Raw genomic sequence first — 23,458 nt, 5'->3', positions numbered from 1 at the left:
CGTGACCGGTGAGAGGACTACCAGGCCCGAAAAGCCCGACGCCTCAAACTCTCGTGCACAGCGCCTCGAAGAAGGCCACATTGTCGAGGTCGAGCGGATCGTCCACCGGCAGCGCCTGCGACGACATCTTGGCGATGACCACCTCTGCCTTCGGGTCGACATAGAGCCACTGGCCGTGGATGCCGATGCCGCAATAGGCTTGGGCAGCATTGCCGCTCTGGTACCACTTGTTGCGATAGCGGCCGCCGGCGAACAGGTTGGTCATGTCGCCGCGCTGCCAGGCGGCCGCATCGCCGCCATGGATCGTATCCTCGACCCAGGCCTGCGGCACGATGCGCCCGCCTTCCGACGTACCTCCCTGGCGCATCATCTCGCCGACGCGGGCAAGGTCGCGCACCGCCATCGACACGCCGCCGGCCGCGCGCGCCGAGCCCTCCTTGTCGACGGTGACGAAGCCGTCGCGCTTAGCGCCCAGCGGCTTCCACAGCCTGTCGGACATGAGGTCGGCGTAGCGCTGGCCCGATGCACGCTCGACGATGATGCCGAGCAGGTCGGAGTTGGGCGAGCGGTAGCGGAAGGTCTGGCCGTGCGGTTCGTTCAGCTGCTGCAGCGTGACGAGGAATTCTCGCAGCGACTCCGCCCCGCCGCCGGGGTTCCACATCGTGGCGCGGCGATAACGCGCAAACAGGCTCTCGGGGTCGAGATAGGCCTCCTCGAAGTCGAGCGCGACGGTCATGTCGAGCACATGCCGCACGCTGGCATTGGCATAGACAGAACCCTTGGCCTCCGGCACGTAGTCGGTCACCGGCGCGTTCGGATCGAGCTTGCCTTCGCCCTCCAGCGCGCCGGCGAGGATCGCCGTCAGCGACTTCGAGATCGAGAAGATGATGTGACGTGCATCTGGCTTCATGGTCGGCGCGAACCAGTCGCCGACGAAGCGCCCCTTCTTCATCACGGTCAGCGCGTCGGTCGACGAGCGTGCGAGGAAATCGGCGACCGTCTCGCTCTTGCCGTTGATCTCGACCGTCTCGCCGAGGAGGCCGCCGAAATCGACCGGGGCGGCCTCGAGATTGCCTTCGCGCGCCGCGATCCGCGTGCTGGTCACCATCTCCGCGACATTCTGGAAGGCCCAGCGGTTGAAAGGCTGCTCGCGCCAGTTGCCCAGGCTCAGATCCTTGCGGGCGAAGCCGAACATGCGCTCGAACGCGGTGGAAGTCGTCATGATATGTCCTTGCTTGTTGATCGTACGGCCGTTCAGGCGAGCGCAGCTGATATCGCGTGGATGGCCTTGAGCGTCGCCACCGAATAGGCGACGGACGTGAATTCGGGCCAGGTCGACAGCTTCACCGTCACCATGCGGCTGTCCCAGTCGATATGGATCAGCTGCCCGAACACACCTCGGCACATCAAGGCGCGTGAGCGCGGGTCCTCGATCCAGAACTGGTTGCGGTAGCTGCCCTCGGGCATCGAGGCGCTGTAGTTGGGGCCGTGCACGCCATTGCGCGTTTCGGCGATCCAGTCGGCCGGAACGATGCCCGCGCCGTTTTCGAGGATCGTCTGGCCGAAGCGCGCATAGTCGCGCAGCGTCGCGTTGAAGCCGCCGTCGGCCAGCGCGTAGCCGGCGCTGTCGACGGTGAAATAGGCGCTCTCCTCGGCGCCGATCTTCTGCCACAGCTCTTCGGACACCAGCTGCGCCAGCCGCTTGCCGGTCGCCCGCTCCATGATGAAGGCAAGCACGTCGGTTTCGATCGAGCGGTATTCGAAGGCAGCGCCATGCGGGCGCGTGGTGCCTGTCAGCCGCTGGATCAATTCGAACACATGTTTCGGCCACTGGAAGCCGGGATCGGTCCCTGATGGAACCGGCTTCCAGCCGCAGGCGACATCGACCTGGCCGATGTCGGAATAGGGATCGGTGTAGGCTTCGCTGAAGCGCACGCCCGTGGTCATGTCGAGCACGTGCTGGATGGTGGCTCCGTTCCAGCCGGTCGCTGCAAGCTCCGGCAGATAGTCGGTCACCAGCTTCCTGGGGTCGACGATGCCTCGTCCGGCGAGGATACCGAACACGCTACCCGTCACCGACTTTGCCACCGATTGCGACAGATGCGGCGTGCGCGGCGTCATGCCGTTGTAGTAGCGCTCATAGGCGATCTTGCCGTCCTTGAGCACTAGGAGGCCGTCGGTGTAAGTCTCATCGAGCAGGCCCGACAGCGTCGTTGCCCTGCCCTCGCTGTCGGTCACAGCGAGCTGGTCGAGATCGATCTCCGCACGCGGCAAGGCGCGCACCGGGCCTTCGCCGCGCCACACCTCGACCGTCGGCACCATCTCGCGCACATGCTGGAAAGCCCAGCGATTCCATGGCGGCATGTCCCATGCCACCTTCGGCACGGGCATTGCGGGCGGCGAGCCCTGCATGATTGGCGGCACGTTTTCGCTGTTGCGGTACGAGCTCATGGCATCACCCTCGCGCAGTCGGGATGCTTGGGGTCCGGCGCGAACGCCGGACCCCGCAGTCGAAACTGCTTACTTCTGCAGGTCGGTCCAGATGCGGGTGTAGATCGCATCCGCTTCCGGCGAGCACATCAGCGCCATCTTGCCATGCGCCTTGCTTTCCTCCGGAATGACGATCTCCGGCGCATCCTTCATGTCGGCTGGCATGAACTTGTCCGAGCCGGCAATGCCGTTGGCATAGCGGTGGAAGGCGGACAGGCCAGCGGCCACTTCCGGGTCCATGATGAAGTTCTGGAACAGCTTGGCGTTCTCGGCGTTCTTGGCGTCCTTCAGGACGACCACGTTGTCGCTCCAGTAGGTGAAGCCTTCCTTCGGATAGCCGAAATGCACCTCGGGGCGTGCCAGGCGAATGCGCAGGCCGGCACCGTTCCAGGTGCTCGAGGCCTGGAAGTCGCCGGCCTTCATCTTGTCGACGGCGCCATATTCCATGGCCACCCAGTTCGGCTTGGCCGCAACAAGGAGGTCGCGCACCTTCTTCAGCACGTCCTTGTCGGTCGTGCACTGCTCGCCGCCGACATAGTGGACGGCGGCCGTGACCACGTCCTTCATTTCAGGAACGACGTTGACCTTGCCCTTCAGCTCGTCGGGCGTGTCGAAGAGGATCTTCCAGGTGTTGATGTCGCCCTTGTAGGTGTTGGTATTGACGACCACGCCGAGCGTACCCCAGGCCCACGGCACCGAATATTTGCGGCCGGGGTCGAACTCGGGGTTGGCCCATTCGGGCGCGACGTTCTTGAAGTTCTCCATGCCGCCGGGATTGGTCTCGAGCAGCAGGCCTTCGTTGATCCAGATCGGCAGGTGGGTCTGCGACGGCACCACGATGTCGAAGCCGCTGCCACCCTGGCGCACCTTGGCGAGCGCGGTCTCGTTCGAGTCGTAGTCGGTGATCGTCACCTTGACCTGGTACTTGTCCTCGAACTTCTTGATGACTTCGGGGTTGGTGTAGTTGCCCCAGTTGTAGATGTTGAGCTGGCCCTCGGCGCGGCCGAGGCCGGTCGCCGCAAGCAGCGCGATCGCCGCAACAGCAGTGGACATGATTGGTTTCACAGCGGGTCTCCTTTTTTTGTTGGCTGTGAGCACCCTGCCAGCGGCAGGCTACAGTCACATCACAGCCGGAGCGCGTCCGGCTGTGATGGTTCCTGGCGAACGCTTACTTCTGCAGTTCAGTCCAGATCTTGGTGTACAGTGCCTGCACTTCCGGCGAGCACAGGCGCTGCAGTTCGCCACGCGACTTTTCAGCCTCGGGAATGATCACTTCAGGCGCGTCCTTCATGTCGGCCGGCATGAACTTGTCCGAGCCGGCAATGCCGTTGGCATAGCGGTGGAAGGCCGAGTTCATCGCCGCGTTTTCCGGATCCATCATGAAGTTCTGGAACAGCTTGGCGTTTTCGAGGTTCTTGGCTTCCTTCAGCACGACGATGTTGTCGCTCCAGAGACCATAACCCTCCTTGGGATAGTTGTAGTGGATCGCCGGATTGGCCAGGCGCTGGCGCAGGGCCGAGCCGTTCCAGTCGCTGGTCGCCTTGAAGTCGCCGGCACCCATCTTTTCGATGGTGTTGTATTCCATGGCGATCCAGTTCGGCTTGGCCGCCACCAGCGTATCGCGCACCTTCTTGAGGATTTCCTTGTCCTCGGTGCACTGCTGGCCGCCGACATACTTGATCGCGGCGAACATCACGTCGTTCATCTCGGGAACGACGTTGACCTTGCCCTTCAGCTCTTCCGGCGTGTTGAAGATGATGCCCCAGCTGTCGGCCGGTCCCTTGTAGGTGTCGGTGTTGACGACGACGCCGATCGTACCCCAGGCCCATGGCACCGAATATTTGCGGCCGGGGTCGAAGTCGGGATTGGCCCATTCCGGCGCAATGTTCTTCGCGTTCTCCATCTTGCCCGGATCGGTCTCCTGGATGAGGCCTTCCTTGATCCAGATGGGGATGAAGGTCTGGGACGGCATGGCGATGTCGAAACCGGTACCGCCCTGGCGCACCTTGGCAAGTGCCGTGTCGTTCGAGTCGTAGTCGGTCACAGTTACCTTGACGTCGTACTGCTTCTCGAACTTCTTGATCATGTCGGGGCTGATGTAGTTGCCCCAGTTGTAGATGTTCAGCTCGCCGGCGGCGGAGGCGAGGCTGGTCGAGGCCAGCAGCGCCAGGCCGGCGGCCATCGACATGGATTTCAGGTTCATCATTTCACTCCCGTTGATTAATCCCGTTTCCTGCTCAAGAAGAAGAACAGCGTGACGATGACGACCGACAAGAGCAGGAAGACGGTCGATATCGCATTGACCTCCGGCGTGATGCCGCGGCGGATCTGCCCCAGCATGTAGGTTGGCAAGGTGTCCTGGCCGCCCGACTTGACGAACTCGGTGATGACCACGTCGTCGAGCGAGATGACGAAAGCGAGCATCAGGCCGGCGATGATGCCCGGCCAGAGCAGCGGCAGCGTCACCCGGCGGAACGCGTTCCAGGGCGTGGCGTAGAGATCGGCGGCCGCGCGTTCGAGCGTCAGGTCCATGTTCTCGAGGCGCGCCCGGATCGGCAGATAGGCGAAGGGAATGCAGAACGCCGTGTGCGCGGCGATCAGGTAGCCCAGCCCCGAATAGCCGGTGGCGACCTTGATCTGCGAGAAGAAGATCAGGAGCGCAACGCCCGTGACGATCTCGGGAACCATCAGCGGCTGATTGATGAAGGCGTATTTGAAGGTGAGCCCGCGATAGGTCTGCGTCCGCGTCGTCGCCAGTGCCGCCATGGTGGCGACGGTGGTGGCGATGATTGCCGCCGAAGCGGCAATCTTGAGCGAGCGCACCGATGCATCGATCACCTGGACGTTGTTCCAGGCGGAGACGAACCAGCGCAGCGAGAAGCCGCCCCATTCCGACACCGAGGTGGACTCGTTGAAGGCATAGGCCACAAGCACGGCGATCGGCAGATAGAGCAGCACGAAGCAGGCAGCCGCTATGCCGGTGAAGCCGGTCTGGTGGCGGATCGAGAAACGCTTAGCCATGACGCGTCTCCGAACCCGAGGTGTTGCGGACATAGACCAGCAGCGCCACCATCACGATGGCCATGACCGTGATCGACAGGGCCGCCCCCAGCGGCCAGTTGCGCCCCTGGCCGAACTGCAGCTCGATCAGGTTGGCAAACATCATGTTCTTGCCGCCGCCGAGCACGCTCGGCGTCACATAGGCGCCGATGGCAGGGATGAACACCAGGATCGAACCGGCGATCACGCCAGGCCGGACCAGCGGGAAGATGATCCGGCGCAGCACCTGCCAGCGCGAGGCGTAGAGGTCGTAGCCGGCCTCGACCAGACGGAAGTCCAGCTTCTCCATGCTGGCATAAAGCGGCAGCACCATCAGCGGCAGGTAGACATAGACCATGCCCACCATGATGGCGAAGTCGGTGTAGAGCATCTGGATCGGCTGGTTGACGACGCCGAGATTGATCAGCGCCGTGTTGATGATGCCTTCGTTGCGGATCACCTGCAGCACCGCGAAGGTACGGATCAGCAGGTTGGTCCAGAACGGAATGGTGATCAAGAACAGCCAGATGTCGCGCGTCCGCTCCGAACGCGTGGCGATGAAATAGGCGGTGGGAAAGCCGAAGATCAGCGTCGCCACCGTGGCCATCAGCGCCAGCTTCAGCGAGCGCCAGAAAATGGTGATATGGGCGCTCGCAAACGACAGCGTGTCGTCGAAAATGTCGCGTTCGAGGAAGACCGACATCCAGCCGTCGGTCGAGAATTTCCAGACGACGTCGCCATACGGCCCGGGCGTCAGGAACGAATAGATCAGCACGATCACCAGCGGACCGGAGGCGGCCAGGAAGATGATCAGCAGCGCCGGCGCCGACAGGAACCAGCGATTGCGGATCTCGCGTTGCTCTGCCTGTTTTTCGATTTCAGCAGCGGTCGCCATGGCTCAGTCCCTGAGGATCTGGGCCGCATCGTCGCCGATGACGATGCCGACGCGGTCGCCGCGTTCAAAGGCAGCCACCGCGCCGCGCGCGTTCTGCTGGCGCACGGTGAACGTCTCGCCGTCGTCGAGGCGGATGTGCACATGCGTGTCGGTGCCGAAATAGACGACGGTTTCGACGATGCCCGAGATATCGCCCTGCCCCTTGACGGCCTTGGCATGTTCGGGCCGGATCACGACGGTGGCGTCACCATCGGGCTTGAAGCCCTCGGCCACGGTCGCGGCTATCGTCGCACCCGACTTGAGCGTCACCTTGGCCTTGGCGCCGTCCAGACTGTCGATTTTGGCATCGAGGAAGTTGGTCTCGCCGATGAAATCGGCAACGAAGCGTTCGGCCGGCCGGTCATAGATGTCGCGGGGGCTGCCGACCTGCAGGATCCTGCCGGCCGACATCACCGCGATGCGGTCCGACATGGTCAGCGCTTCTTCCTGGTCGTGGGTGACGAAGATGAAGGTGATGCCAGTCTCATGCTGCAGACGCTTGAGCTCGATCTGCATTTCCTTGCGCAGCTTGTAGTCGAGCGCCGACAGCGGCTCGTCGAGCAACAGAACCTTGGGCTGCGGCGCCAATGCGCGAGCCAAGGCCACGCGCTGCTGCTGGCCGCCGGAAATCTGGCTGGTGCGGCGCTTGGCGAGCTTTTCCATGCGCACCAGCTTCAGCATCTCGGCGACGCGGGCGTCGATCTCGGCCCGCGGCTTGCCCAGCATCTCCAGCCCGAAGCCGATGTTCTGGGCCACCGTCATGTGCGGGAACAGCGCGTAGGACTGGAATACGGTGTTGACCGGCCGCTTGAACGGCGGCAGCGGCGCGATGTCCTGGCCGTAGAGCATGATCTCGCCCTCCGACGGGAAGTCAAAACCGGCAATCAGCCTCAGAAGTGTGGTCTTGCCGCAGCCGGAAGGTCCAAGCAGCGTGAAGAACTCGTTTTCCCGGATCGAAACCGAAACGGTGTCCAGCGCCGCGACCTGCGCCTCTCCCGTCCCGAACACCTTTCGAACCCCACGAACCTCGATCGCATTCTTACCCGGTGTGTCCGGCACTCAAACGCCCCATTGTTTTCGTCCACCTTCACAGTGGAACTTTTTTCCCTGACCGATTGTCACCACAGGCCAAATGGCTTGGCAACAACAGCACTCAATCATTTCGCCAGACGCTCGCCATGCGGCTCACGCCTGGTAGGTCACCCGCCCTCCGCAGATGGTGGTCACGGGCCGCACCTCGTGCAGCGCGGCCGGATCGGTCGCCTCCAAGTCGGCCGACAGCACGACCAGATCGCCGAAATAGCCCGGCTTGATCGTGCCCTTCCTGTCTTCCATGAACTCGGCATAAGCGCCCTCGACGGTGTAGCCTGCCAGCGCCTGGTGCAGCGAAACGCTCTGGTCGGGCATGTCGTCAGCCCATGGCTTGCGCAGCATGGCCGCCTGCATGCCCTGGATCGGGTCGATAGGCGCCACCGGCCAGTCGGAAGCAAACACCACATGTGCACCGGCATCGATCAGCGTGCGGGTCGGATAGGCATAGGGCCAGCGTTCGCGGCCGATGCGCGACACGGTCGGCTCCAGCGGGAAGCTCATGCCGCCGGGCGGGTGCGGAGGCTGCATCGAGGCGATGACGCCGAGATCGACGAAACGCTGGATGTCGCGTGCGGTGGTCAGTTCGACATGTTCGACGCGGTGGCGGCTGTCGCGCTTGCCGTTGGCCTCCTGTGCCGCCTCATAACCGTCCAGCACGGCGCGTGTCGCACCGTCGCCAATCGAATGCACGGCGATCTGCAGGCCGCGCCGGTCGACCTCGACAGCGAAGCGCTTGAACTCCTCGGGCGAAAACAGCGGCTCGCCGACCCAACCCGGCCGGTCGGCATAGGGCTCGATCATGACCGCCGTCCACGAGTCCAGCACGCCGTCATAGAACAGCTTGACCAGACCCGACGACAGCCAGTCGCTGTCGTAGCGCTCGGCCATGTCGGACGCCTTGTCCAGCATGTCTGGTGTCATGAAGTTCTTGTAATGGAACGGCACCTGCACGCGGCAGATCAGGTCACCTTCAGCCTCGACCTCCGACAGCAGTTCGAGCTGGTAGTAGTTGCCGTCCATGTTCTGGATGGAGGTGATGCCGTGGCGCGCGCACCAGTCGAGACCCCGTCGCATGATGGCGCGGTCGCCTTCGCGCTCGTCGGCATCGGGCATAGGGTTGGGCTCGCCACCGGTCGACAGGCCGAGCCGCACCCGCTCCTCCCCCGCAAGCTTCAGCACCGGGTTGAACGCCTCGTTCTCGCGCAGCTCGCCCTCGGCCAGACCGTCGATGCCCATGACGATCTCGTTGCCGGGCGTAAGCTCCCGCCCATGCAGCACGTCGGCCATCTCCAGCGCCCGGGTATTGGCCCAGTAGGTGTGGTGGTCGGGGGCCGCCATCAGGAAAGCCCTGTCGGGCAGGATGGCGTCGAGGTGATGCCGCGTCACGCGTTCGCTGCCGAGAATGGTGTAGTCGGCGCCCTGGCCAACCAGCATGCGCTGGTTCGGGCGCGAAGCGGCATAGGCCTGCACGGCCTCGCGCAGGGCCTCGAAGCCGTGAACGCCTGCGAGCTGCAGATGCGCCAGTTCGGCAGCGCCGGAGAAGAGATGCATGTGTGCTTCGATGAAGCCCGGAACCACCGAGCCGCCGCGCGCGTCGATCACCCTTGTATCGGGCCCACGCAAAGCTTCTATCGTAGAGAGGTCGCCGACAGCTGCAATCAGGCCATCCGTGACGGCCACCGCTTCTGCCGTCGGCCGGGTCGTGTCCATGGTCAGCACGCGGCCGTTGATGACGATCAGGTCGGCATTGCGAACCGTTTGGACAGACATCGCGACTCCGCGCACTTGACTGACAGTGACCATTCAAACTTGCGCCGATTGCCCGCCATTCCCGAGGAAATGAGCAGCCAGACGGAAAGCCTGAGACCGATCCGCTACTTCAAGGAATTCCCCTTGTTTCCCTAAAGACAGCGCCAAGAAAAAATGCGACTAATTATTCGCGTTTGTCAATATGCGGGTTTCCCCGGGGATGCGTTGTGGAGGACGTCTCTCGTGTATGTTGGCAACAAGCAGGGAGCGAGAAGTTCTGCCCGTGAATCGCAGTCTGACCAAGAAGGCCAGCGCGGCGCTCAGTCCGCGCAAGCAGCCGCGACAGGAACGGTCGAGCAAAGTTGTCGACAGGATTCTCGATGCCGCCCTCGTCTTGACGAGGGAACAGGGAACCAAGACGCCGACCACGCTTGCCATTGCCCAGCATGCCGGGCTGTCCGTCGGCTCCGTCTATCAATACTACCCCAACAAGGAAGCCATTCTTCTCGACCTCGCCCGGCGCTGGCTCGGCGCCTTCCCCAAGGTCATCGCCAAGCGCATCGAGGCTCCCCGACCGTCCAATCAGGACGAGTTCCAGAAGGAGGTGGACAAGCTCTTCGTCGACACCTCCAGGCTCTATCTCGACAATGCCAGCCTGATGCCGGTCATCGAGGCGATTACTGGCAATCCCGACCTCAGGCCCATCCAGAACGAATATGACGAGCAGATCATCGCGCTCTATGCCGCCTGGCTGCAGCATGTGAACCCGAACCTCGAGGGCGACATCGCCAGTCGACTCGGCGTGGTGATGATGGAAGTCGGCCACGTCTGCCGCCTCGTCGGCCTCAAGCGCGACCGCAAGGCATTCGATCTCATCCAGGACGACGTCAAGACCATGTGGCTTGCCCTCGTCGCCCCCTATCTCGACCTCAACCAGAACCAGGAAGGATTTTCATGAAGACAGTCTTTTCGCCGCTCCACGCCGGTCACCGCGACCAGATGGAGCTTGTCGCCGGCGCCATCGTGCCCGGCTTCGAGAAGCCCTCGCGGGCCGAGATCATCAGGAAGCGCGTCGAGAGCGAGAAGCTCGGCTCGATCGTGGCACCCCAGGTGCATGATCTCGCCGCCGCCAAGCGCGTACACACCGCCGACTACATCGACTTCCTGCCGACCGTCTGGCCGCAATGGCAGGCCGCCGGCAAGTCCGGCTCGGCCATCCCATTCGCCTGGCCGACGCGCGGCCTGCGCGGCGATGTCAGGCCAAAGGGCATCGAGGCGCTGCTCGGCTATTATTCATTCGATGGCGGCGCCACCTTCGTCGAGGGCACCTGGGAAGCGATCAAGTCGTCTTATGACGTGGCGCTGACCGCTGCCCAGTTCGTCAAGGCAGGCGAACGCGCAGCTTTCGCGCTCTGCCGTCCGCCGGGGCACCATGCCGGCGCTGCCTTCATGGGCGGCTACTGCTTCATCAACAACGCAGCAGTCGCAGCTCAATGGTTCCGCGACCAGGGCGCCAAGCGCGTCGCCGTCCTCGACGTCGACTACCACCACGGCAACGGCACCCAGGAGATCTTCTATTCGCGCGCCGACATCCAGGTCATCAACCTGCACGGCGACCCGATGACCGAATATCCGTTCTTCCTCGGCCATGCCGACGAACGCGGCGCGGGCGAAGGAGAAGGCTTCAACCTCAACTACCCGATGCCCTTCGGCACCTCGTGGGAAAAGTGGAACGAGGCGCTCGAGGATGCCTGCCAGAAACTTACCGCCTATGCGCCCGACGTCGTTGTCGTCTCGCTCGGCGTCGACACTTTCGAGAAGGATCCGATCAGCCAGTTCAAGCTGACGAGCGCCGACTATCCGAAGATCGGCGCCCGCATCGCCAAGCTCGGCCTGCCGACACTGTTCGTCATGGAAGGCGGCTATGCCGTGGACGAGATCGGCATCAACGCCGTCGGCGTGCTCACCGGCTTCGAGGGACGCTAGCCGTCAAGTCCCTTCTCCCCGCCAGCGGGGAGAAGGTCCCAGCCCTTCGGCAAATTCAGGGGCGGATGAGGGGCAGCACCAATTGCTGCCCCAGCCATTCTCAAGTCACTATGCCGAAACGGGCCCTGCAGCAGCCGGAGCTGCTGCTTTCCTACGCCCGATCTTCGTCAGCAGGTAAGCCACCGCAAGTCCCGCCGCCAGGATGCCGAGCGCCAGCAGCGGCCGATACCAGAACCAGGCGACGGCGATCGTCGACGTTCCCACCAGAAGTGCCAGGACGAAAGCGATGAGGCCGGTGCCCATGCGCACGATAGAGCCGACGAACGGGATGACATCGGCCAGGACACCGAGCGGTCCGAGCAGCAGGCTGAAGCCGAACACCAGAAACAGCAGGCACCCGGCACGCAACAGCCAGGTGATGATCTTGTTTGCCGTCACGGCCTCGGCAAACATCTTTTCGGCCGGTACCCTGCCGCTGTCGACCATCAGCAGCTCGTCGCCCGCTTCCGTCTGGTAGGCCACAACGCCCGTCCCTTCCTGACGCCCGATGACGCTGACCTCGCCCAGAGGAACCAGACGATAGCCGATGCGATAGTCGCCGACGCCAGGCGCAGTCGGGTTGGCCCCGAGGAAAATCTGCCCGTCGCTGATGCCGACGCGCTGAGACCCCGCAAAAACACTCTCGATTGCGGCCTTCTGCGTCGGGGAGATCGACAGCTTGTCGGCATTGCCCATGAGGTCGAGTACCGGCTCGCCAAGGGTGAAGGCGCCGAGCTTCGCCTCGGAAACCTGGAATGAGCGCCCCTCGAATTCCATTGACGGGTTTTCATGCCCGGAAGGCTGCTTGAATTCCGAGGACGAGACAGGACGGTCGCGCCACTCCTTGGCATAGCTATAGGTGGTGACCGTCTCCTCGCCGCCGCCCAGCTTAGTGGTCGACTCCGATTTCGAGCTTTCGACCCACTGGTACATCTCGACCTCGCGCACCAGGCGCACGCCCTTGGCCGCGATGCCGAAATCCTCGTCTTCGAGGCCTTCCGATGTAGCAAGCGCTCCGCCGACATGGATCAGCTTGCCGTCATTGGCGTGGTCGACCGCATCGGCCGCGACCGACACCACCGCACTCGCCCCTTCGGCCAGCGAGCGCGCCGTGGTCACCGCCCTGCCCTCGTTCCAGAACAGAACCACCACCATCGCCACGACCAGCAGCAGCCCGACCAGCACGCCGATCAGCGCGTTCTTGATCCGGCCGAACCAGGAAACCGAAGTCACCTCTCGAAATTGATCGCTCATTGAAATCCCCACCCAAATGCGGGCAGGGTTAAGCCGTTTGCACCAGCCGATCAATGGTTTTCGCGCCCTGCGATTCCAGCATTTCCGGCCTTCCGAGTCTGCGGAAGGACTCTGAATTAACTTTTTGTCAATTCTGTTTGCGGAGCGATTCGCGAGGGGTTAAATTGAACCCGAATCAGCCGGTCCACGGGGGGCGCGGCGAACCACCAACTCTCTGAAATGCCGGGGCTTTCCTCGGTTGAGAGCGCGTCAGGTTTCGCGCGACCCGTACGGATTCGGCCGATGGATGCTGTCAGGCATCTGCGTGGCGTTTTTCGTCTCAAGTGAAGCGTTTTCGACCGGACCGGGCAGCGGCCTTTTCCGGCCTCCAATGGATTCGGCCAAGTACTCGCATGACCGCCCTCGCAGCCCGCACCGCACAGACGACCGTCGCAGCAAGGCTCGCTTCGCGCAGCGATCTGACCGCCTTCTTCATGGGCCTTACCGACGAAATCGGCGCCGACGGCTACATGCTGGTCGCCATCTCGCACGACCAAGACCGTGACAATCTTCAGATCATCGCCTCCAACTGGATCTACGACGCCATCCAGATGGCCGGCCACGCGCTGATCGCCGGGCTGGCGCAGAGCCCATACGCCAGCGCTCCGGGCGTCCGCCCGCAAAGCCTCGTCGCCTCCCAGGCGCCGGCGCTGCTCGGCGGCGAGGAAGCCCGCCTGCTGGAGGTGCTCGGTCATTCCGAAATCTTCGCGCTGCGCCTGCAAGTCGGACGCCAGCGGCTGTTCGTCCTGTTCTCAGCCGCCGAGGCCGGCCAGATCGATGCCACGGCCATGCCGCGCGCCCAGCTCGAATGCTGCTATGCGCTGTCGCAGGCGCAGGGCATCCTCGCCTCCGCCTCGCTTCAGGATCCGCTCTCCGACCGCGAGCGCGAGTGCCTGTTCTGGGTTTCCGAAGGCAAGACGACGGAGGACGTGGCGCTGATCCTTGGCGTCTCCTCCAACACCGTCAACAGCTACATCACTCACGCAATCCAGAAACTGTCGGCCAGCAATCGCGCCATGGCGATTGCGACCGCGATCAGGAGCGGCATCATTTGACCCGGGCGCACGCAAGACAGACGTCCACTGCGCCCGAAGTCGCGCAGGACGTTCCATCCCGCGCCGGCGGCAACGCCTCGCGGGCAATCGCGCTGGCGGATGCCATCAGGCGCTGCCGCTGGATCGCCATCGAACTCGGCGCACAGGACTTCGCGTTCTGCACGGTGGGCTCGGCGGCCGAGAGCGGCCGCCTGGTGCCATGCTTCGATTCCGATCATCTCGTCGCCTCGGCCTCGACCCGTCTTCTCGACGACGGCATCGGCGAGCAGTTGCTGCGCCAGGTCAGGCATTCGACCGCACCGTGCTGGTGGGCCGACGAGGCGGAAGCCGAGGCCTTTGCGGGCCTCGTCTGGACCAACCGCCTGGAGCCTACCGCCGGAGGCGGACGCGGCATCGCCTTCCCGGTCTACAGCGATTGTGGCCAGGCCGGCCTTTTCGTCTTTGCCGGCGCCCAGCTGGCGCCCAGTTCAGCTGCGCTTCACGACCTGCACGGCCGCTGCTTCCAGCTGTTCAATTCGATTGCCGGTCTGGCGCGCGGCCGCGCCGCCGCCATGCCCTCGATGTCGCGCCGCGAGATCGAATGCCTGAAGCTCACCTCGCGCGGCTACACCAGCGAGGAAATCGCCAAGGAACTGAAGCTGTCGGTCCACACCGCCAACCAGTACCTCACCCAGACGACCCAGAAGCTCAACGCCGTCAACCGCATGCATGCGGTTGCCAAGGCACTGCGCCTCGGCCTGATCGACTGATTTCTTCTTTTCTGAAACGTTGACCGTCACGCGGCACACGCCTTCAGGGCGTGCGCCTTTGCGCGTTGCGGCTCAGGCCGCCTCCGCCCGCGGCACCGTGCGCCGGATCATCGCCTGCTCGATCGCTGCGGCGAGATATTCGGTGTTCTTCTCCGGCTCTGCGTCAGGCTTTTCGAACGACACATAGTGAACCTCGACCGAGGCATGGTCGGCCGTCATCGACAGCTGGAAATAGACGACCGCACCTTCGGGCCGAAGCTCCAGGTCGAGCACGATCCTGGGGCTGCCGGTCCAGCAGACATGTGCCTCCCCGCCAAGTCCCATGCGCAGGGCGCCCGGCATGAAAAAGAGCTCCGCCGCCGAATCCACCAGGTCGGCGACGCTGGCGAAATGCTCCATGCGGATGAAGGCTATGTAGTCTGCGATGTCGACAAGCCTGAGCTCACGCACCACAGGCTGGATGGCGGTGGCAACAATCATTTCCCGGGACGTAGCATGTGGCTGAAGATTCATGGTGTCCTGCGTTGAGCCTTATTTCCATAAACGATGCGCACGAGCTCGGCGACCGCCTGGTAGAACTGAGGTGGGATCACACTATCTACTGAAACTTGCTTGTACATGGAGCGGGCGAGCGCCACGTCTTCGAAGACTGGAATTCCATTTGCCTCGGCGATTTCGCGTATCTTGAGCGCCACCAGGTCCTGTCCCTTGGCAAGCACCACAGGGGCGGCATTCTCCTCTCGCACATAGCGCAGCGCGATGGCGAAGTGGGTCGGGTTGGCAATAACGAGGGTCGCCTGCGGCACTGCCGTTATCATGCGCTGGCGGGCCCGGTCGCGGGCGATGGAGCGCAGGCGCGACTTGATGATCGGGTCGCCTTCCGCCTGCTTCATCTCGTCCTTGACCTCCTGCTTGGTCATGCGCTGTTCCTGGCGCCAATGGAACCGCGACCAGACGAAGTCGGCCACCGTGATCGCGCCCATGACGAAGACGATGACAACCAGGATGTCGACCGCAATGCTGCGGATGACGCTGGCAAAGGCGACCGGATTGGTGATCATGCCGGCCAACAGCCGTCGGTGGTCGTTGGACAGCACGAAAATCAGCACAAGCACGACGAGACTGAGCTTGGCCACCGACTTCAAGAACTCGACCAGGCCCTGCACGCCGAACATGCGGCTCCAGCCCTTGGTCAGAGATATGCGCGACAGCTGCGGCCGGATGCGTTCGCCGACAAACTGCGGAACGTTCTGCAGGATGGAGGCGGCGAGACCGGCGACGACAAGCATGATCAACAGGCTTGTAACGGCACGGCCGATCTCCATGATCACCGCCTGGTACAGCTCGATGACGTCACGCTCCGTGCCGAGCGGCCAGGATTCCGGCTTTTCAAGAAAATTGGACAGAAAGACGCCAAGCTCGGCCACCGAGCTGCTGGCAAAAAACACGGCGTAGACCAGGATAGCCAGGAACGAGGTGAAAATCGCGGCTTCCTTCGAGACGGGCAGTTTGCCCTTCTCGATCGTGTCGCGGATCTTCTTCTCTGTGGCTTCTTCTGTTTTTGAGTCTTTGTCGTCGTTTTCAGACATGGCTCAACGACGCTCGCCCGATCAGGCCGCGTTCTGCGCCTGTGGTAGCTCGAGCAGTCCCTCGTTCGACATGCGAAGCGCGGTCGAGGCAATGGACTTGCGTGCGTTCAGGATATCGGCGGGCAGCACACCCTCCGACCCCTGGCTCAGCTCGGATTCGATCAGGCGCCGGGTACGCGCGCCGATCGACGACAGCACGGCTTCGGCCACCGTCAGCTGCGTACCGCGCAGCGCCAGCGTGATGAGCTCGCTCGACAATCCGTCGAACAGCGACACGCGCGCCTTCTGCGTCATCATCGGGATGTCGTCGAACGAGAACAGGCGAGCGCGGATCGCGTCGAGGTCGTTCATGCCGACTTCCTGCAGATCGGTCATCACCTCTTCGAGCTGCGATTTGTCGAGCTCGTTGAGCAGGCTGGCAACGCGCGTCTGGCCGGCAGAATTGTCCTTCTGCGCGCCTCCCGAAAGCACGTTGGTGCGAATCTGGCTCTCGACCATCCTGACCGCCGCTTCCGGAACGGTCGCCATTTCCATCATGCGCTTGATGATCTCGCTGCGCATCGGCTTGTCCATCGTCAGCACGACGCTGGCGGCATAGCTCGGCGCGAGATTGGCGAGGATCATCGCCGAGGTCTGCGGGTGCTCGTTGACGAGGAAGGCCGACACCTGCGCTGCCTCCAGCTTCTCAAGCTGCGGCCAGACGGGTGGCGAATTGTCTTTCTTCACCACGGGCTCGCCCCGGCCCATCAGCGCATTCATCTCTTCTTCGGACAGCGATTCGTTGAGGATCGTGTCCATCTTGTCGGCCGAATCGAGCAGGCCGGCACCCTCGGTGAACTCGGCCTCGAATTCGGCGACGATCCTTTCGAGATCGGCCTGCGGGATGGTGCGCAAAAGCCGTGCGCCCTCGATCAGCGCCTTCAGCTCCTCCTGCTTGAAGAACTTGAGCAGACGGCTGGCAGAAGGCTTGCCCATCGCCACCAATATGGCCGCGGCCTTCTGCGGCCGCGTCAGCGTCGACAGCGGGCTCATGCGGAAGCCTTTCGGGTAGGATGGGAAAGCACTTTCACGAAACCTCAGGCACTCTTGGTCGCGGCAACGATCTCGGTGAGTCGGATGCCGAAGCGGGACGGATCGCTTTCTAGCACGGTTATTTCCCCGCGCGCGATACGGCGACCGTTGACCACAACATCGACAGGTTCGCCAATACGGCGGTCAAGCGCGACCGTCGAACCCTTCTGCAGGGTCATCAGGTCCGACACCGGCATCTCGGTGCTGCCCAGCACGATCTGCACTTCGACCGGGATGTCGAGGATGACATTGTTGCCGGCAGGAGCGCCGCGGCCCGGACCGGGGCGCTTCTCTTCTTCGCTCAGCACGCCGCGCAGCTCTTCGATGGCGCGGTTGAGCTGATCGTCGTCTTCGGTCACGACTTCCGGCTTGTCGATCTCGGGCTTTGCCTGCGCCTTGGTCATCGGTCTTCTCCAGTTCTATCGGTCGCGCTGTCGGCCGCTGCGTAGCGGCCGCGATCAGCCTGCGACGATCCCTTCAATGGTTTCTTCCGTCGAATCGAACGGACGCTTGATGCGGACGGTGTAGTTCTGCCCGAGCTTGCCGAACTCGCAGGCGAACAGCGTCTTGCCGCGCGCCGCGATGACGGCGTTGGATTGGGTGTTTTCCGGCAGTTCGATGACCTGGCCGACCTCGAGCCCGGTCAGTTCGCCGAGCGTCATGCGACCGAGCGGCATCGAGGCCTCGAGACGGACGGCCGAGCGCATCAGCTCATCGGAGAAGCGCGACCGCCATTCGGTGGTCGGCATCGCCGCTTCCTTTTCGGCCTTGCCGCGCTTGTCCTCGATCAGCACGCGCTGCGGAAGCGTCAAGGTCAGCGTGCCGCGCGACACTGCGGTCGCCACCGACAGCGTGATGCGTGCCGAGGGCCCGTCACGGAACACGTGCTTCTTCATGGTCGTGCCGCTCATCGGCTCGGCCACCGGCAACTTCACGCCGACGCCGCCGTCCGGGCCCTGCGCGTTCATCGCCTTGGCGACATCCTGGAACACGAGGTTCACCACGCCCATCTCGATGGCCGAGAGCTCGCGGTCGATCGGCGCCACTTCGCGGCTGGGTTCGCCGCCGAAAAGGAGGTGGACCAGGATCGCAATCGCCTGAGGGTCGAGCGTCATTACCAGACCATCGGGCGAGCTCTGCGTCAGCGCCACGGCCATGGCCTGGTTGTTCTTGCCGGCCTTGGCATCGGCCATGCGGCCGAGCTTGACCTCGACCACCTCGACGAAGACCTGCTCGGGCAACACGTCGGTCAGGTATTTTGCAATCAGCGGCGCCGAGCGCTCCGCCAGGCGGCGGGCGGCCGAATGCACCTTGGCAGGCTCGCCCGTATCGCCGAGCATGCGCTCGATGACGACGTCGCGCGGTTCCGCCGGGCTTGCGGTGGTGTTCATGATTGCAGTTGCCCTTTGTCAGCGTCCCGCATGGGATCAGGCCGCCTTCTTCTCGATAATGCCGGTATTCAAGGTGCTCTGTTCGACCGCGTCAATGGACGGACGGTCGTAGGAGGAAATCGTCTTGCGGCCGAACTCGATCGCCACCTGCGGCAGCGAGCCGTTCATGTAGGCAATCAGGGTCTGCTTGACGATGATGTAGAGGCGGTTGTTCTTCTCGCGCACCGTCTTCACCTTGGTGGCGATCGGACCGACCACGGCATAGGAAAGGAAGATGCCGAGGAAGGTGCCGACGAGCGCAGCGCCGATCAGGCCGCCGAGGATTTCCGGCGACTGGTCGAGCGCGCCCATCGCCTTGACCACGCCGAGCACGGCGGCGACGATGCCGAGTGCGGGCAGGCCGTCACCAACGGCGGTCAGCGCGTGATAGGGCTTCAGCTTGTCGGCGCGGATGGTCTGGATTTCTTCGTCCATCAGCGCCTCGACCTCGTGCGAGCGGGCGTTGCCGATGATGATGATGCGGCAGTAGTCGCAGATGAAATGCGTCAGGTCGTAGTTCTTCAGCACTGTCGGGAAGGCCTGGAAGATCACCGAGTCGTCGGGGTTGTCGATATGGGCTTCGACCTCCGTGCGCGTCTTGGTGCGCAGCTCGCGCATCAGGGAGTGCAGCACGCCCAGCGTCTCAAGGTAGTTCTGCTCTTTCGGCACCGCCTGCTTGAAGGCCTCCATGATGCCCCTGCCGGTATCCTTGACCGCCGACATCGGGTTGGCGACCAGGAAGGTACCGAGTGCTGCACCGCCGATGATGACGAGTTCCCAAGGCTGGATAAGGACCTCGAGATGGCCGCCCATCGCCATGAAACCGCCGAGCACACAGCCCAGCGTCACGACGAGTCCGATAAGAATGCCCACGGCAGGTCCTTCCGCATTGAAAGCAATATGCACTCAGAGATAGCGGCCGTGCCTTGTGTGAGGCTTGAAGCCTTGTCGCGAAATGATTCAGCCTCGCGCAAGCATTTGCGCATAGCCTGTCCCGACTATCCTGCGACGGAAGGGCCTTGCCGTGCTCAATACTTACACAAGCTACATGCTGATCGCGAAGAACATCGGCAAGGCAATCGACCGTGTCGAAAACCAGCCGACGGTCGAGCGCGAGACCGAGTATTACCTCAAGAACATCGTCAAGGTGAAAAGCGTCGACGAGCTTCTGAAGGACGATCGGCTTTTCCGATATGCGATGAAGGCCCACGGCCTCGAGGACATGGCCTACGCCAAGGCCTTCATGAAGAAGGTGTTGAATGAAGGCATCGCCAAACCGGGCGCCTTCGCCAACAAGCTGACCGACAAGCGCTACGCCGAATTCGTCAAGAGCTTCAACTTCGCCGAACTCGGCGCCAACGCCACCACCTACAACCAGACCCAGAAGGGTGCGGTCGACAAATACCTCGCAGCCGTCAAGCTGGGCGGTGGCGATCCGACCTCCGATGCGACCAAGGCCGAGGTCAAGTACTACCTCGACAACATCGTCAAGGTGAAGTCTTCAAAGGATCTGCTCGCCGACGACCGCCTCTATACCTTCGCCATGAAGGCCTTCGGTCTCAGTTCCTCCATCCCCAACAAGGAGATGATGGCCAAGGTTCTGGATGGCGGCGTCCGCGATCCCAAGAGCTACGCCAACCAGATGGTCGACAAGCGCTTCGCAGCGTTTGCCTCGACATATAATTTCGAGGCCCTTGGCGCCGATACCACCACCATCAACGCCTCGCAGAAACCCGCGACCGAGAAGTTCTTCCGGCAGAAGCTCGAGGAAGACGCCGGCAAGGACAACGAAGGCGTCCGCCTGGCCCTCTATTTCCAGCGCAAGGCGCCAGGCATCAAGAATTTCTACGAAGTGCTCGCCGATCCGGCGATGGGCAAGGTGATGCGCACCGCGCTCGGCCTGCCCGCATCCTTCGCCAATGCCGACATCGACCGGCAGGTCAAGTTTTTCGAACAGAAGATGAAGGTCAGCGATCTCTCCGATCCCAAGAAGCTCGACCAGTTCCTGAAGCGCTTCACCAGCCTTTGGGAACTCGAGAACCCGAGTTCGCCTACCGCGCAATCGACCGGCATCCTTTTCGGAATGCCCAACACATACGGGGTCTCGACCGACCTCCTCTTTGCCATGCAGAAGCTGAGGTTCTGAACCGATCATGCAGAACGGTCTCTATGTCGCGCTATCGGCGCAGGTAGCGCTGGAAAAGCGCCTGAACACCATTGCCGACAACGTCGCCAACGCCTCCACCGTCGGCTTCCGCGCCACTGGAGTGAAGTTCGAGGATGTCGTCTCCGGCCTCGGCTCCAAGTCGGTGTCGTTCACCTCGCCCGGCAACACCTATTTGTCGACCGAACACGGCGCGATGACCCAGACGGGCAACCCATTCGACTTCGCCATCAGAGGCCAGGCCTGGTTCGGCATCGACACGCCGGCTGGAATCGTCATGACCCGCGACGGCCGGTTTTCGATGACGGCGGAAGGCCAGCTCATCACCCATGAAGGCCACCCGGTGCTCGACGCCGGCGGCTCCCCGATCCAGCTCGACCCGCGTGCCGGTCCGCCGCAGGCGGGCGCCGACGGTACGCTGCGCCAGGACGGCCGCCTGGTTGGTGCCATCGGCCTCTACGAATTCAACCCGGGTCCGGATTTCATCCGCTACGGCAATTCCGGCGTCGTCGCGCCGACCACGCCGGAACCGGTCGTGGACCGTATGGAAGCCGGCATGGTGCAGGGCTTCGTCGAGGAGTCCAACGTCAATCCGGTCAAGGAAATGACCAAGCTCATCATGGTGCAGCGCGCCTTCGAGAACACCGCCGCCCTGATGCGCCAGACGGAAAGCTCCTTCTCCGACGCAATCAAGACGCTCGGCTCGAAATAGGCCGTTAAGTGAGCACCACCCCGCACGCCATCCGTACGGAAGCAGAGACAATGCACGACGACCGGCTGGAGGCGCTCGAGCGCATCCAGCGCCGTTTTGCCGACGACCGCACACTGGTGCGGCGCGGCGGCCGCGTAACCGAAATCGCCCCGACCCACTACAAGGTCGGCGGCCTGTCAGCCATTGCCCGCCTCGGCGACATCGTCGAGCATCGCGGCCATGGCCGCAGCCGCCGTGGCGAGATCGTGCAGATCGGTCGCGACGAAGTGCTCGTCGCCCCTTATGAAAGCAGCGGCGAGGTCGGCGTCGGCGACCCCATCTTCACCCGTGGCCCGATCGTCATCACCCCTCACCCGAGCTGGCGCGGCCGTGCCATCGACGCCATGGCTCGGCCCATCGACAACGGGCCGCCCCTCATCCGCGCCTCCATCACCCAGACGTCCGAGGCCGCGCCGCCGGCAGCGCTGGCGCGCCAGCGCGTCGAAACCGGCTTCATGACCGGCGTGCGCGTCATCGACATCTTCACCCCGCTCTGCTTCGGCCAGCGCATGGGTGTCTTCGCCGGCTCGGGCGTCGGCAAATCGACGATGCTTGCCATGCTTGCCGGCGCCGATGCCTTCGACACGGTCGTCGTCGCGCTTATCGGCGAACGTGGCCGCGAGGTGCGCGAATTCCTTGAAGACACGATCGGTGCGGCCAGCATGGCCAAGACGGTCGCCGTCGTCGCCACGTCGGACGAAAGCGCCATGATGCGCCGGCGCGCGCCCGACACGGCAATGCGCGTCGCCGAGCATTTCCGCGACCAGGGCGACCGTGTGCTGCTCGTGCTCGATTCCATCACCCGCTTCGCTCATGCCCTGCGCGAGGTGGCGATCGGCGCCGGTGAACCGCCGGTGGCGCGGGGCTATCCGGCGTCCGTCTTCACCGAACTGCCGAAGCTGCTCGAACGCGCCGGCCCCGGCATGGAAGGCAAGGGATCGATCACCGCCATCATCTCGGTGCTTGTCGATGGCGACGACCACAACGATCCCGTCGCCGACTCCGTGCGCGGTATCCTCGACGGCCACGTCGTGCTCGACCGCTCCATCGCCGAGCAGGGCCGCTATCCGCCGGTCAATCCGCTGTCGTCGATCTCGCGTCTCGCTTCAAAAGCCTGGAGCCCTGACCAGCGACTTCTGGTCAGCAAGCTCAAGGCCATGATTTCGCGCTTCGAGGACACCCGCGACATCCGCCTGCTCGGCGCCTACCAGCCCGGCGCCGACCCCGAACTAGACCTCGCCGTGCGACAGGTGCCGGTGATCTACGAAGCCTTGGCCCAGTCGCCCGCCGACGGCCCTTCGCACGATCCCTTCTCCGACCTCGCCGGCCATCTGAGAGCCAAGGAAAGACCCAATGTTCAGGCGGAGTGATCCCGAGCGCGAACTGCTCGACATCATCGGCGCGCAGGACAGGCCCCGCACGCTGCTCCAGCGCGTCGGGCTGCAGCGCCCGCCGCTGACCATCGAGCCGCGCCGCAAGAAGCGCGATCACAGGAGCGACTTCATCATCGCCTGCCTTGGCATCGCGCTGGGCACCACCTGTGCGCTGTTTCCCTGGTACATCTTCTTCAACCAGGACAAGTTCGGCATCCGCGCGATGAAGTTCAGCGGCAAGGGCGACAGCGAACAGTCCGTGCCGCTGGCCATGGGCCAGCAGGTCGAGCGCGTCGGCGCGCCGATCACGCCCGAGGAAATTCCGCCGATGAAGCTGGATCTCTTCGCCACCGGCTCGCTGAAGCCCGCCACCGAAGATGGCAGCAGCAGCGCCCAGATTGCCGACCAGCCCTTCCCCGGCCCCAAGATCAGCTTCAAGCTGGTCCATGTTGCCAACGGCCGCGCCATGATCGAGGACGACGCCGGCGTGTGGGTCGTCCAGCGCGGATCGGTCCTGCCCGATTCCAGCAAGGTCGCCTCGATCGAACAGCGCAAGGGCAAGTGGGTGCTCGTCACCTCGCGCGAAGAGGTCCTCCAGGTCACCCGCTGACCGCGCCCCGAAGCTTGCCGGGCCTCGCAAGGCCCGCGCAAGAC

At 63.5% G+C, this 23,458-nt stretch carries 23 protein-coding genes; 8 read left to right on the top strand and 15 right to left on the bottom strand.

The window, feature by feature from the left end:
* Positions 1 to 43: 43 nt before the first annotated feature.
* The 8 genes from NDO48_RS12710 to NDO48_RS12675 form a co-directional block, all read right to left on the bottom strand.
* On the bottom strand, positions 44 to 1,222 hold the full coding sequence (locus NDO48_RS12710) for a serine hydrolase domain-containing protein (protein WP_018429237.1): 1,179 nt from the start codon (positions 1,220 to 1,222) through the stop codon (positions 44 to 46).
* Positions 1,223 to 1,254: 32 nt separating this feature from the next.
* The gene (locus NDO48_RS12705) at positions 1,255 to 2,451 is read right to left on the bottom strand and encodes a serine hydrolase domain-containing protein (RefSeq protein ID WP_267321568.1); all 1,197 of its coding nucleotides are present in this window, start codon (positions 2,449 to 2,451) and stop codon (positions 1,255 to 1,257) included.
* 69 nt (positions 2,452 to 2,520) lie between these two features.
* Complete coding sequence (locus NDO48_RS12700; protein WP_018429239.1) at positions 2,521 to 3,543, bottom strand: extracellular solute-binding protein; 1,023 nt, start codon at positions 3,541 to 3,543, stop codon at positions 2,521 to 2,523.
* A gap of 115 nt (positions 3,544 to 3,658) precedes the next feature.
* Positions 3,659 to 4,693, bottom strand: coding sequence for an extracellular solute-binding protein (locus NDO48_RS12695; RefSeq protein ID WP_018429240.1), 1,035 nt, complete (start codon positions 4,691 to 4,693; stop codon positions 3,659 to 3,661).
* Positions 4,694 to 4,710: 17 nt separating this feature from the next.
* A complete protein-coding gene (locus NDO48_RS12690; protein ID WP_267321567.1) occupies positions 4,711 to 5,511 on the bottom strand; it encodes an ABC transporter permease in 801 nt (266 codons plus the stop codon).
* Positions 5,504 to 6,424 carry an ABC transporter permease gene (locus NDO48_RS12685; RefSeq protein WP_267321566.1) on the bottom strand — a complete coding sequence of 307 codons (921 nt, stop codon included), beginning with the start codon at positions 6,422 to 6,424 and terminating at the stop codon, positions 5,504 to 5,506. The genes NDO48_RS12690 and NDO48_RS12685 overlap by 8 nt, the downstream gene beginning before the upstream one ends.
* A 3-nt stretch (positions 6,425 to 6,427) precedes the next feature.
* Positions 6,428 to 7,522, bottom strand: a complete 1,095-nt coding sequence (locus NDO48_RS12680; RefSeq protein ID WP_026227457.1) for an ABC transporter ATP-binding protein — start codon at positions 7,520 to 7,522, stop codon at positions 6,428 to 6,430.
* A gap of 126 nt (positions 7,523 to 7,648) precedes the next feature.
* Complete coding sequence (locus NDO48_RS12675; protein ID WP_026227458.1) at positions 7,649 to 9,325, bottom strand: amidohydrolase; 1,677 nt, start codon at positions 9,323 to 9,325, stop codon at positions 7,649 to 7,651.
* Positions 9,326 to 9,587: 262 nt separating this feature from the next.
* On the opposite strand from NDO48_RS12675, the gene NDO48_RS12670 reads away from it, so the two are divergent.
* Positions 9,588 to 10,262 (top strand): TetR/AcrR family transcriptional regulator, encoded by a 675-nt coding sequence (locus NDO48_RS12670; RefSeq protein WP_267321565.1) that lies wholly within the window; start codon positions 9,588 to 9,590, stop codon positions 10,260 to 10,262.
* Positions 10,259 to 11,290 (top strand): histone deacetylase family protein, encoded by a 1,032-nt coding sequence (locus NDO48_RS12665; RefSeq protein WP_267321564.1) that lies wholly within the window; start codon positions 10,259 to 10,261, stop codon positions 11,288 to 11,290. Before NDO48_RS12670 ends, NDO48_RS12665 begins: the two co-directional genes overlap by 4 nt.
* A gap of 108 nt (positions 11,291 to 11,398) precedes the next feature.
* Here NDO48_RS12665 and NDO48_RS12660 read toward each other — a convergent pair whose 3' ends face one another.
* Positions 11,399 to 12,583, bottom strand: a complete 1,185-nt coding sequence (locus NDO48_RS12660; RefSeq protein WP_267321563.1) for a TMEM43 family protein — start codon at positions 12,581 to 12,583, stop codon at positions 11,399 to 11,401.
* Between the two features lie 392 nt (positions 12,584 to 12,975).
* Between NDO48_RS12660 and NDO48_RS12655 the strand changes: the two genes are divergently transcribed.
* Together NDO48_RS12655 and NDO48_RS12650 are read left to right on the top strand one after the other, a co-directional pair.
* Complete coding sequence (locus NDO48_RS12655; RefSeq protein WP_018429248.1) at positions 12,976 to 13,677, top strand: helix-turn-helix transcriptional regulator; 702 nt, start codon at positions 12,976 to 12,978, stop codon at positions 13,675 to 13,677.
* Complete coding sequence (locus NDO48_RS12650) at positions 13,674 to 14,426, top strand: helix-turn-helix transcriptional regulator (protein ID WP_267321562.1); 753 nt, start codon at positions 13,674 to 13,676, stop codon at positions 14,424 to 14,426. Before NDO48_RS12655 ends, NDO48_RS12650 begins: the two co-directional genes overlap by 4 nt.
* Positions 14,427 to 14,498: 72 nt before the next feature.
* Here NDO48_RS12650 and NDO48_RS12645 read toward each other — a convergent pair whose 3' ends face one another.
* The 6 genes from NDO48_RS12645 to motA are packed head-to-tail and all read right to left on the bottom strand — an operon-like array spanning position 14,499 to position 19,389.
* Positions 14,499 to 14,939, bottom strand: coding sequence for a hypothetical protein (locus tag NDO48_RS12645; protein ID WP_026227459.1), 441 nt, complete (start codon positions 14,937 to 14,939; stop codon positions 14,499 to 14,501).
* A complete protein-coding gene (flhB, locus tag NDO48_RS12640; protein WP_267321561.1) occupies positions 14,936 to 16,015 on the bottom strand; it encodes a flagellar biosynthesis protein FlhB in 1,080 nt (359 codons plus the stop codon). Before flhB ends, NDO48_RS12645 begins: the two co-directional genes overlap by 4 nt.
* Before the next feature lie 21 nt (positions 16,016 to 16,036).
* On the bottom strand, positions 16,037 to 17,047 hold the full coding sequence (locus NDO48_RS12635) for a flagellar motor switch protein FliG (RefSeq protein WP_018429252.1): 1,011 nt from the start codon (positions 17,045 to 17,047) through the stop codon (positions 16,037 to 16,039).
* 44 nt (positions 17,048 to 17,091) lie between these two features.
* Positions 17,092 to 17,490: a flagellar motor switch protein FliN gene (fliN, locus tag NDO48_RS12630; RefSeq protein ID WP_018429253.1), complete on the bottom strand. Its 399-nt coding sequence runs from the start codon at positions 17,488 to 17,490 to the stop codon at positions 17,092 to 17,094.
* Positions 17,491 to 17,544: 54 nt separating this feature from the next.
* Positions 17,545 to 18,477, bottom strand: a complete 933-nt coding sequence (locus tag NDO48_RS12625) for a FliM/FliN family flagellar motor switch protein (RefSeq protein ID WP_018429254.1) — start codon at positions 18,475 to 18,477, stop codon at positions 17,545 to 17,547.
* A gap of 36 nt (positions 18,478 to 18,513) precedes the next feature.
* Positions 18,514 to 19,389, bottom strand: coding sequence for a flagellar motor stator protein MotA (gene motA, locus NDO48_RS12620; protein ID WP_026227460.1), 876 nt, complete (start codon positions 19,387 to 19,389; stop codon positions 18,514 to 18,516).
* A gap of 151 nt (positions 19,390 to 19,540) precedes the next feature.
* Between motA and NDO48_RS12615 the strand changes: the two genes are divergently transcribed.
* From NDO48_RS12615 to NDO48_RS12600, 4 genes are read left to right on the top strand one after another with little or no spacing between them, the layout of a single operon-like run.
* A complete protein-coding gene (locus NDO48_RS12615) occupies positions 19,541 to 20,662 on the top strand; it encodes a DUF1217 domain-containing protein (protein WP_026227461.1) in 1,122 nt (373 codons plus the stop codon).
* A 7-nt stretch (positions 20,663 to 20,669) separates the two neighbouring features.
* On the top strand, positions 20,670 to 21,392 hold the full coding sequence (gene flgF / locus NDO48_RS12610) for a flagellar basal-body rod protein FlgF (RefSeq protein ID WP_267321560.1): 723 nt from the start codon (positions 20,670 to 20,672) through the stop codon (positions 21,390 to 21,392).
* Between the two features lie 50 nt (positions 21,393 to 21,442).
* The gene (gene fliI / locus NDO48_RS12605) at positions 21,443 to 22,801 is read left to right on the top strand and encodes a flagellar protein export ATPase FliI (RefSeq protein WP_267321609.1); all 1,359 of its coding nucleotides are present in this window, start codon (positions 21,443 to 21,445) and stop codon (positions 22,799 to 22,801) included.
* Complete coding sequence (locus tag NDO48_RS12600; RefSeq protein WP_018429259.1) at positions 22,785 to 23,414, top strand: hypothetical protein; 630 nt, start codon at positions 22,785 to 22,787, stop codon at positions 23,412 to 23,414. Before fliI ends, NDO48_RS12600 begins: the two co-directional genes overlap by 17 nt.
* Positions 23,415 to 23,458: the final 44 nt, after the last annotated feature.

The sequence above is a fragment of the Aminobacter sp. MET-1 genome (assembly GCF_026521175.1).
Taxonomy (GTDB): Bacteria; Pseudomonadota; Alphaproteobacteria; order Rhizobiales; family Rhizobiaceae; genus Aminobacter.
This window is presented reverse-complemented; position numbering and strand designations above follow the sequence as displayed.

Bases quoted from the DNA above. Each gene is read 5' to 3' on its own strand.
- NDO48_RS12695 (WP_018429240.1), bottom strand. From the start codon at position 4,693: ATGAACCTGAAATCCATGTCGATGGCCGCCGGCCTGGCGCTGCTGGCC.
- NDO48_RS12625 (WP_018429254.1), bottom strand. From the start codon at position 18,477: ATGAACACCACCGCAAGCCCGGCGGAACCGCGCGACGTCGTCATCGAG.
- NDO48_RS12685 (WP_267321566.1), bottom strand. From the start codon at position 6,424: ATGGCGACCGCTGCTGAAATCGAAAAACAGGCAGAGCAACGCGAGATC.
- NDO48_RS12600 (WP_018429259.1), top strand. From the start codon at position 22,785: ATGTTCAGGCGGAGTGATCCCGAGCGCGAACTGCTCGACATCATCGGC.
- fliN (WP_018429253.1), bottom strand. From the start codon at position 17,490: ATGACCAAGGCGCAGGCAAAGCCCGAGATCGACAAGCCGGAAGTCGTG.
- NDO48_RS12690 (WP_267321567.1), bottom strand. From the start codon at position 5,511: ATGGCTAAGCGTTTCTCGATCCGCCACCAGACCGGCTTCACCGGCATA.
- NDO48_RS12645 (WP_026227459.1), bottom strand. From the start codon at position 14,939: ATGAATCTTCAGCCACATGCTACGTCCCGGGAAATGATTGTTGCCACC.
- NDO48_RS12710 (WP_018429237.1), bottom strand. From the start codon at position 1,222: ATGACGACTTCCACCGCGTTCGAGCGCATGTTCGGCTTCGCCCGCAAG.
- NDO48_RS12705 (WP_267321568.1), bottom strand. From the start codon at position 2,451: ATGAGCTCGTACCGCAACAGCGAAAACGTGCCGCCAATCATGCAGGGC.
- NDO48_RS12655 (WP_018429248.1), top strand. From the start codon at position 12,976: ATGACCGCCCTCGCAGCCCGCACCGCACAGACGACCGTCGCAGCAAGG.
- NDO48_RS12635 (WP_018429252.1), bottom strand. From the start codon at position 17,047: ATGAGCCCGCTGTCGACGCTGACGCGGCCGCAGAAGGCCGCGGCCATA.
- flgF (WP_267321560.1), top strand. From the start codon at position 20,670: ATGCAGAACGGTCTCTATGTCGCGCTATCGGCGCAGGTAGCGCTGGAA.
- fliI (WP_267321609.1), top strand. From the start codon at position 21,443: ATGCACGACGACCGGCTGGAGGCGCTCGAGCGCATCCAGCGCCGTTTT.
- NDO48_RS12675 (WP_026227458.1), bottom strand. From the start codon at position 9,325: ATGTCTGTCCAAACGGTTCGCAATGCCGACCTGATCGTCATCAACGGC.
- flhB (WP_267321561.1), bottom strand. From the start codon at position 16,015: ATGTCTGAAAACGACGACAAAGACTCAAAAACAGAAGAAGCCACAGAG.
- NDO48_RS12660 (WP_267321563.1), bottom strand. From the start codon at position 12,583: ATGAGCGATCAATTTCGAGAGGTGACTTCGGTTTCCTGGTTCGGCCGG.
- NDO48_RS12700 (WP_018429239.1), bottom strand. From the start codon at position 3,543: ATGTCCACTGCTGTTGCGGCGATCGCGCTGCTTGCGGCGACCGGCCTC.
- NDO48_RS12665 (WP_267321564.1), top strand. From the start codon at position 10,259: ATGAAGACAGTCTTTTCGCCGCTCCACGCCGGTCACCGCGACCAGATG.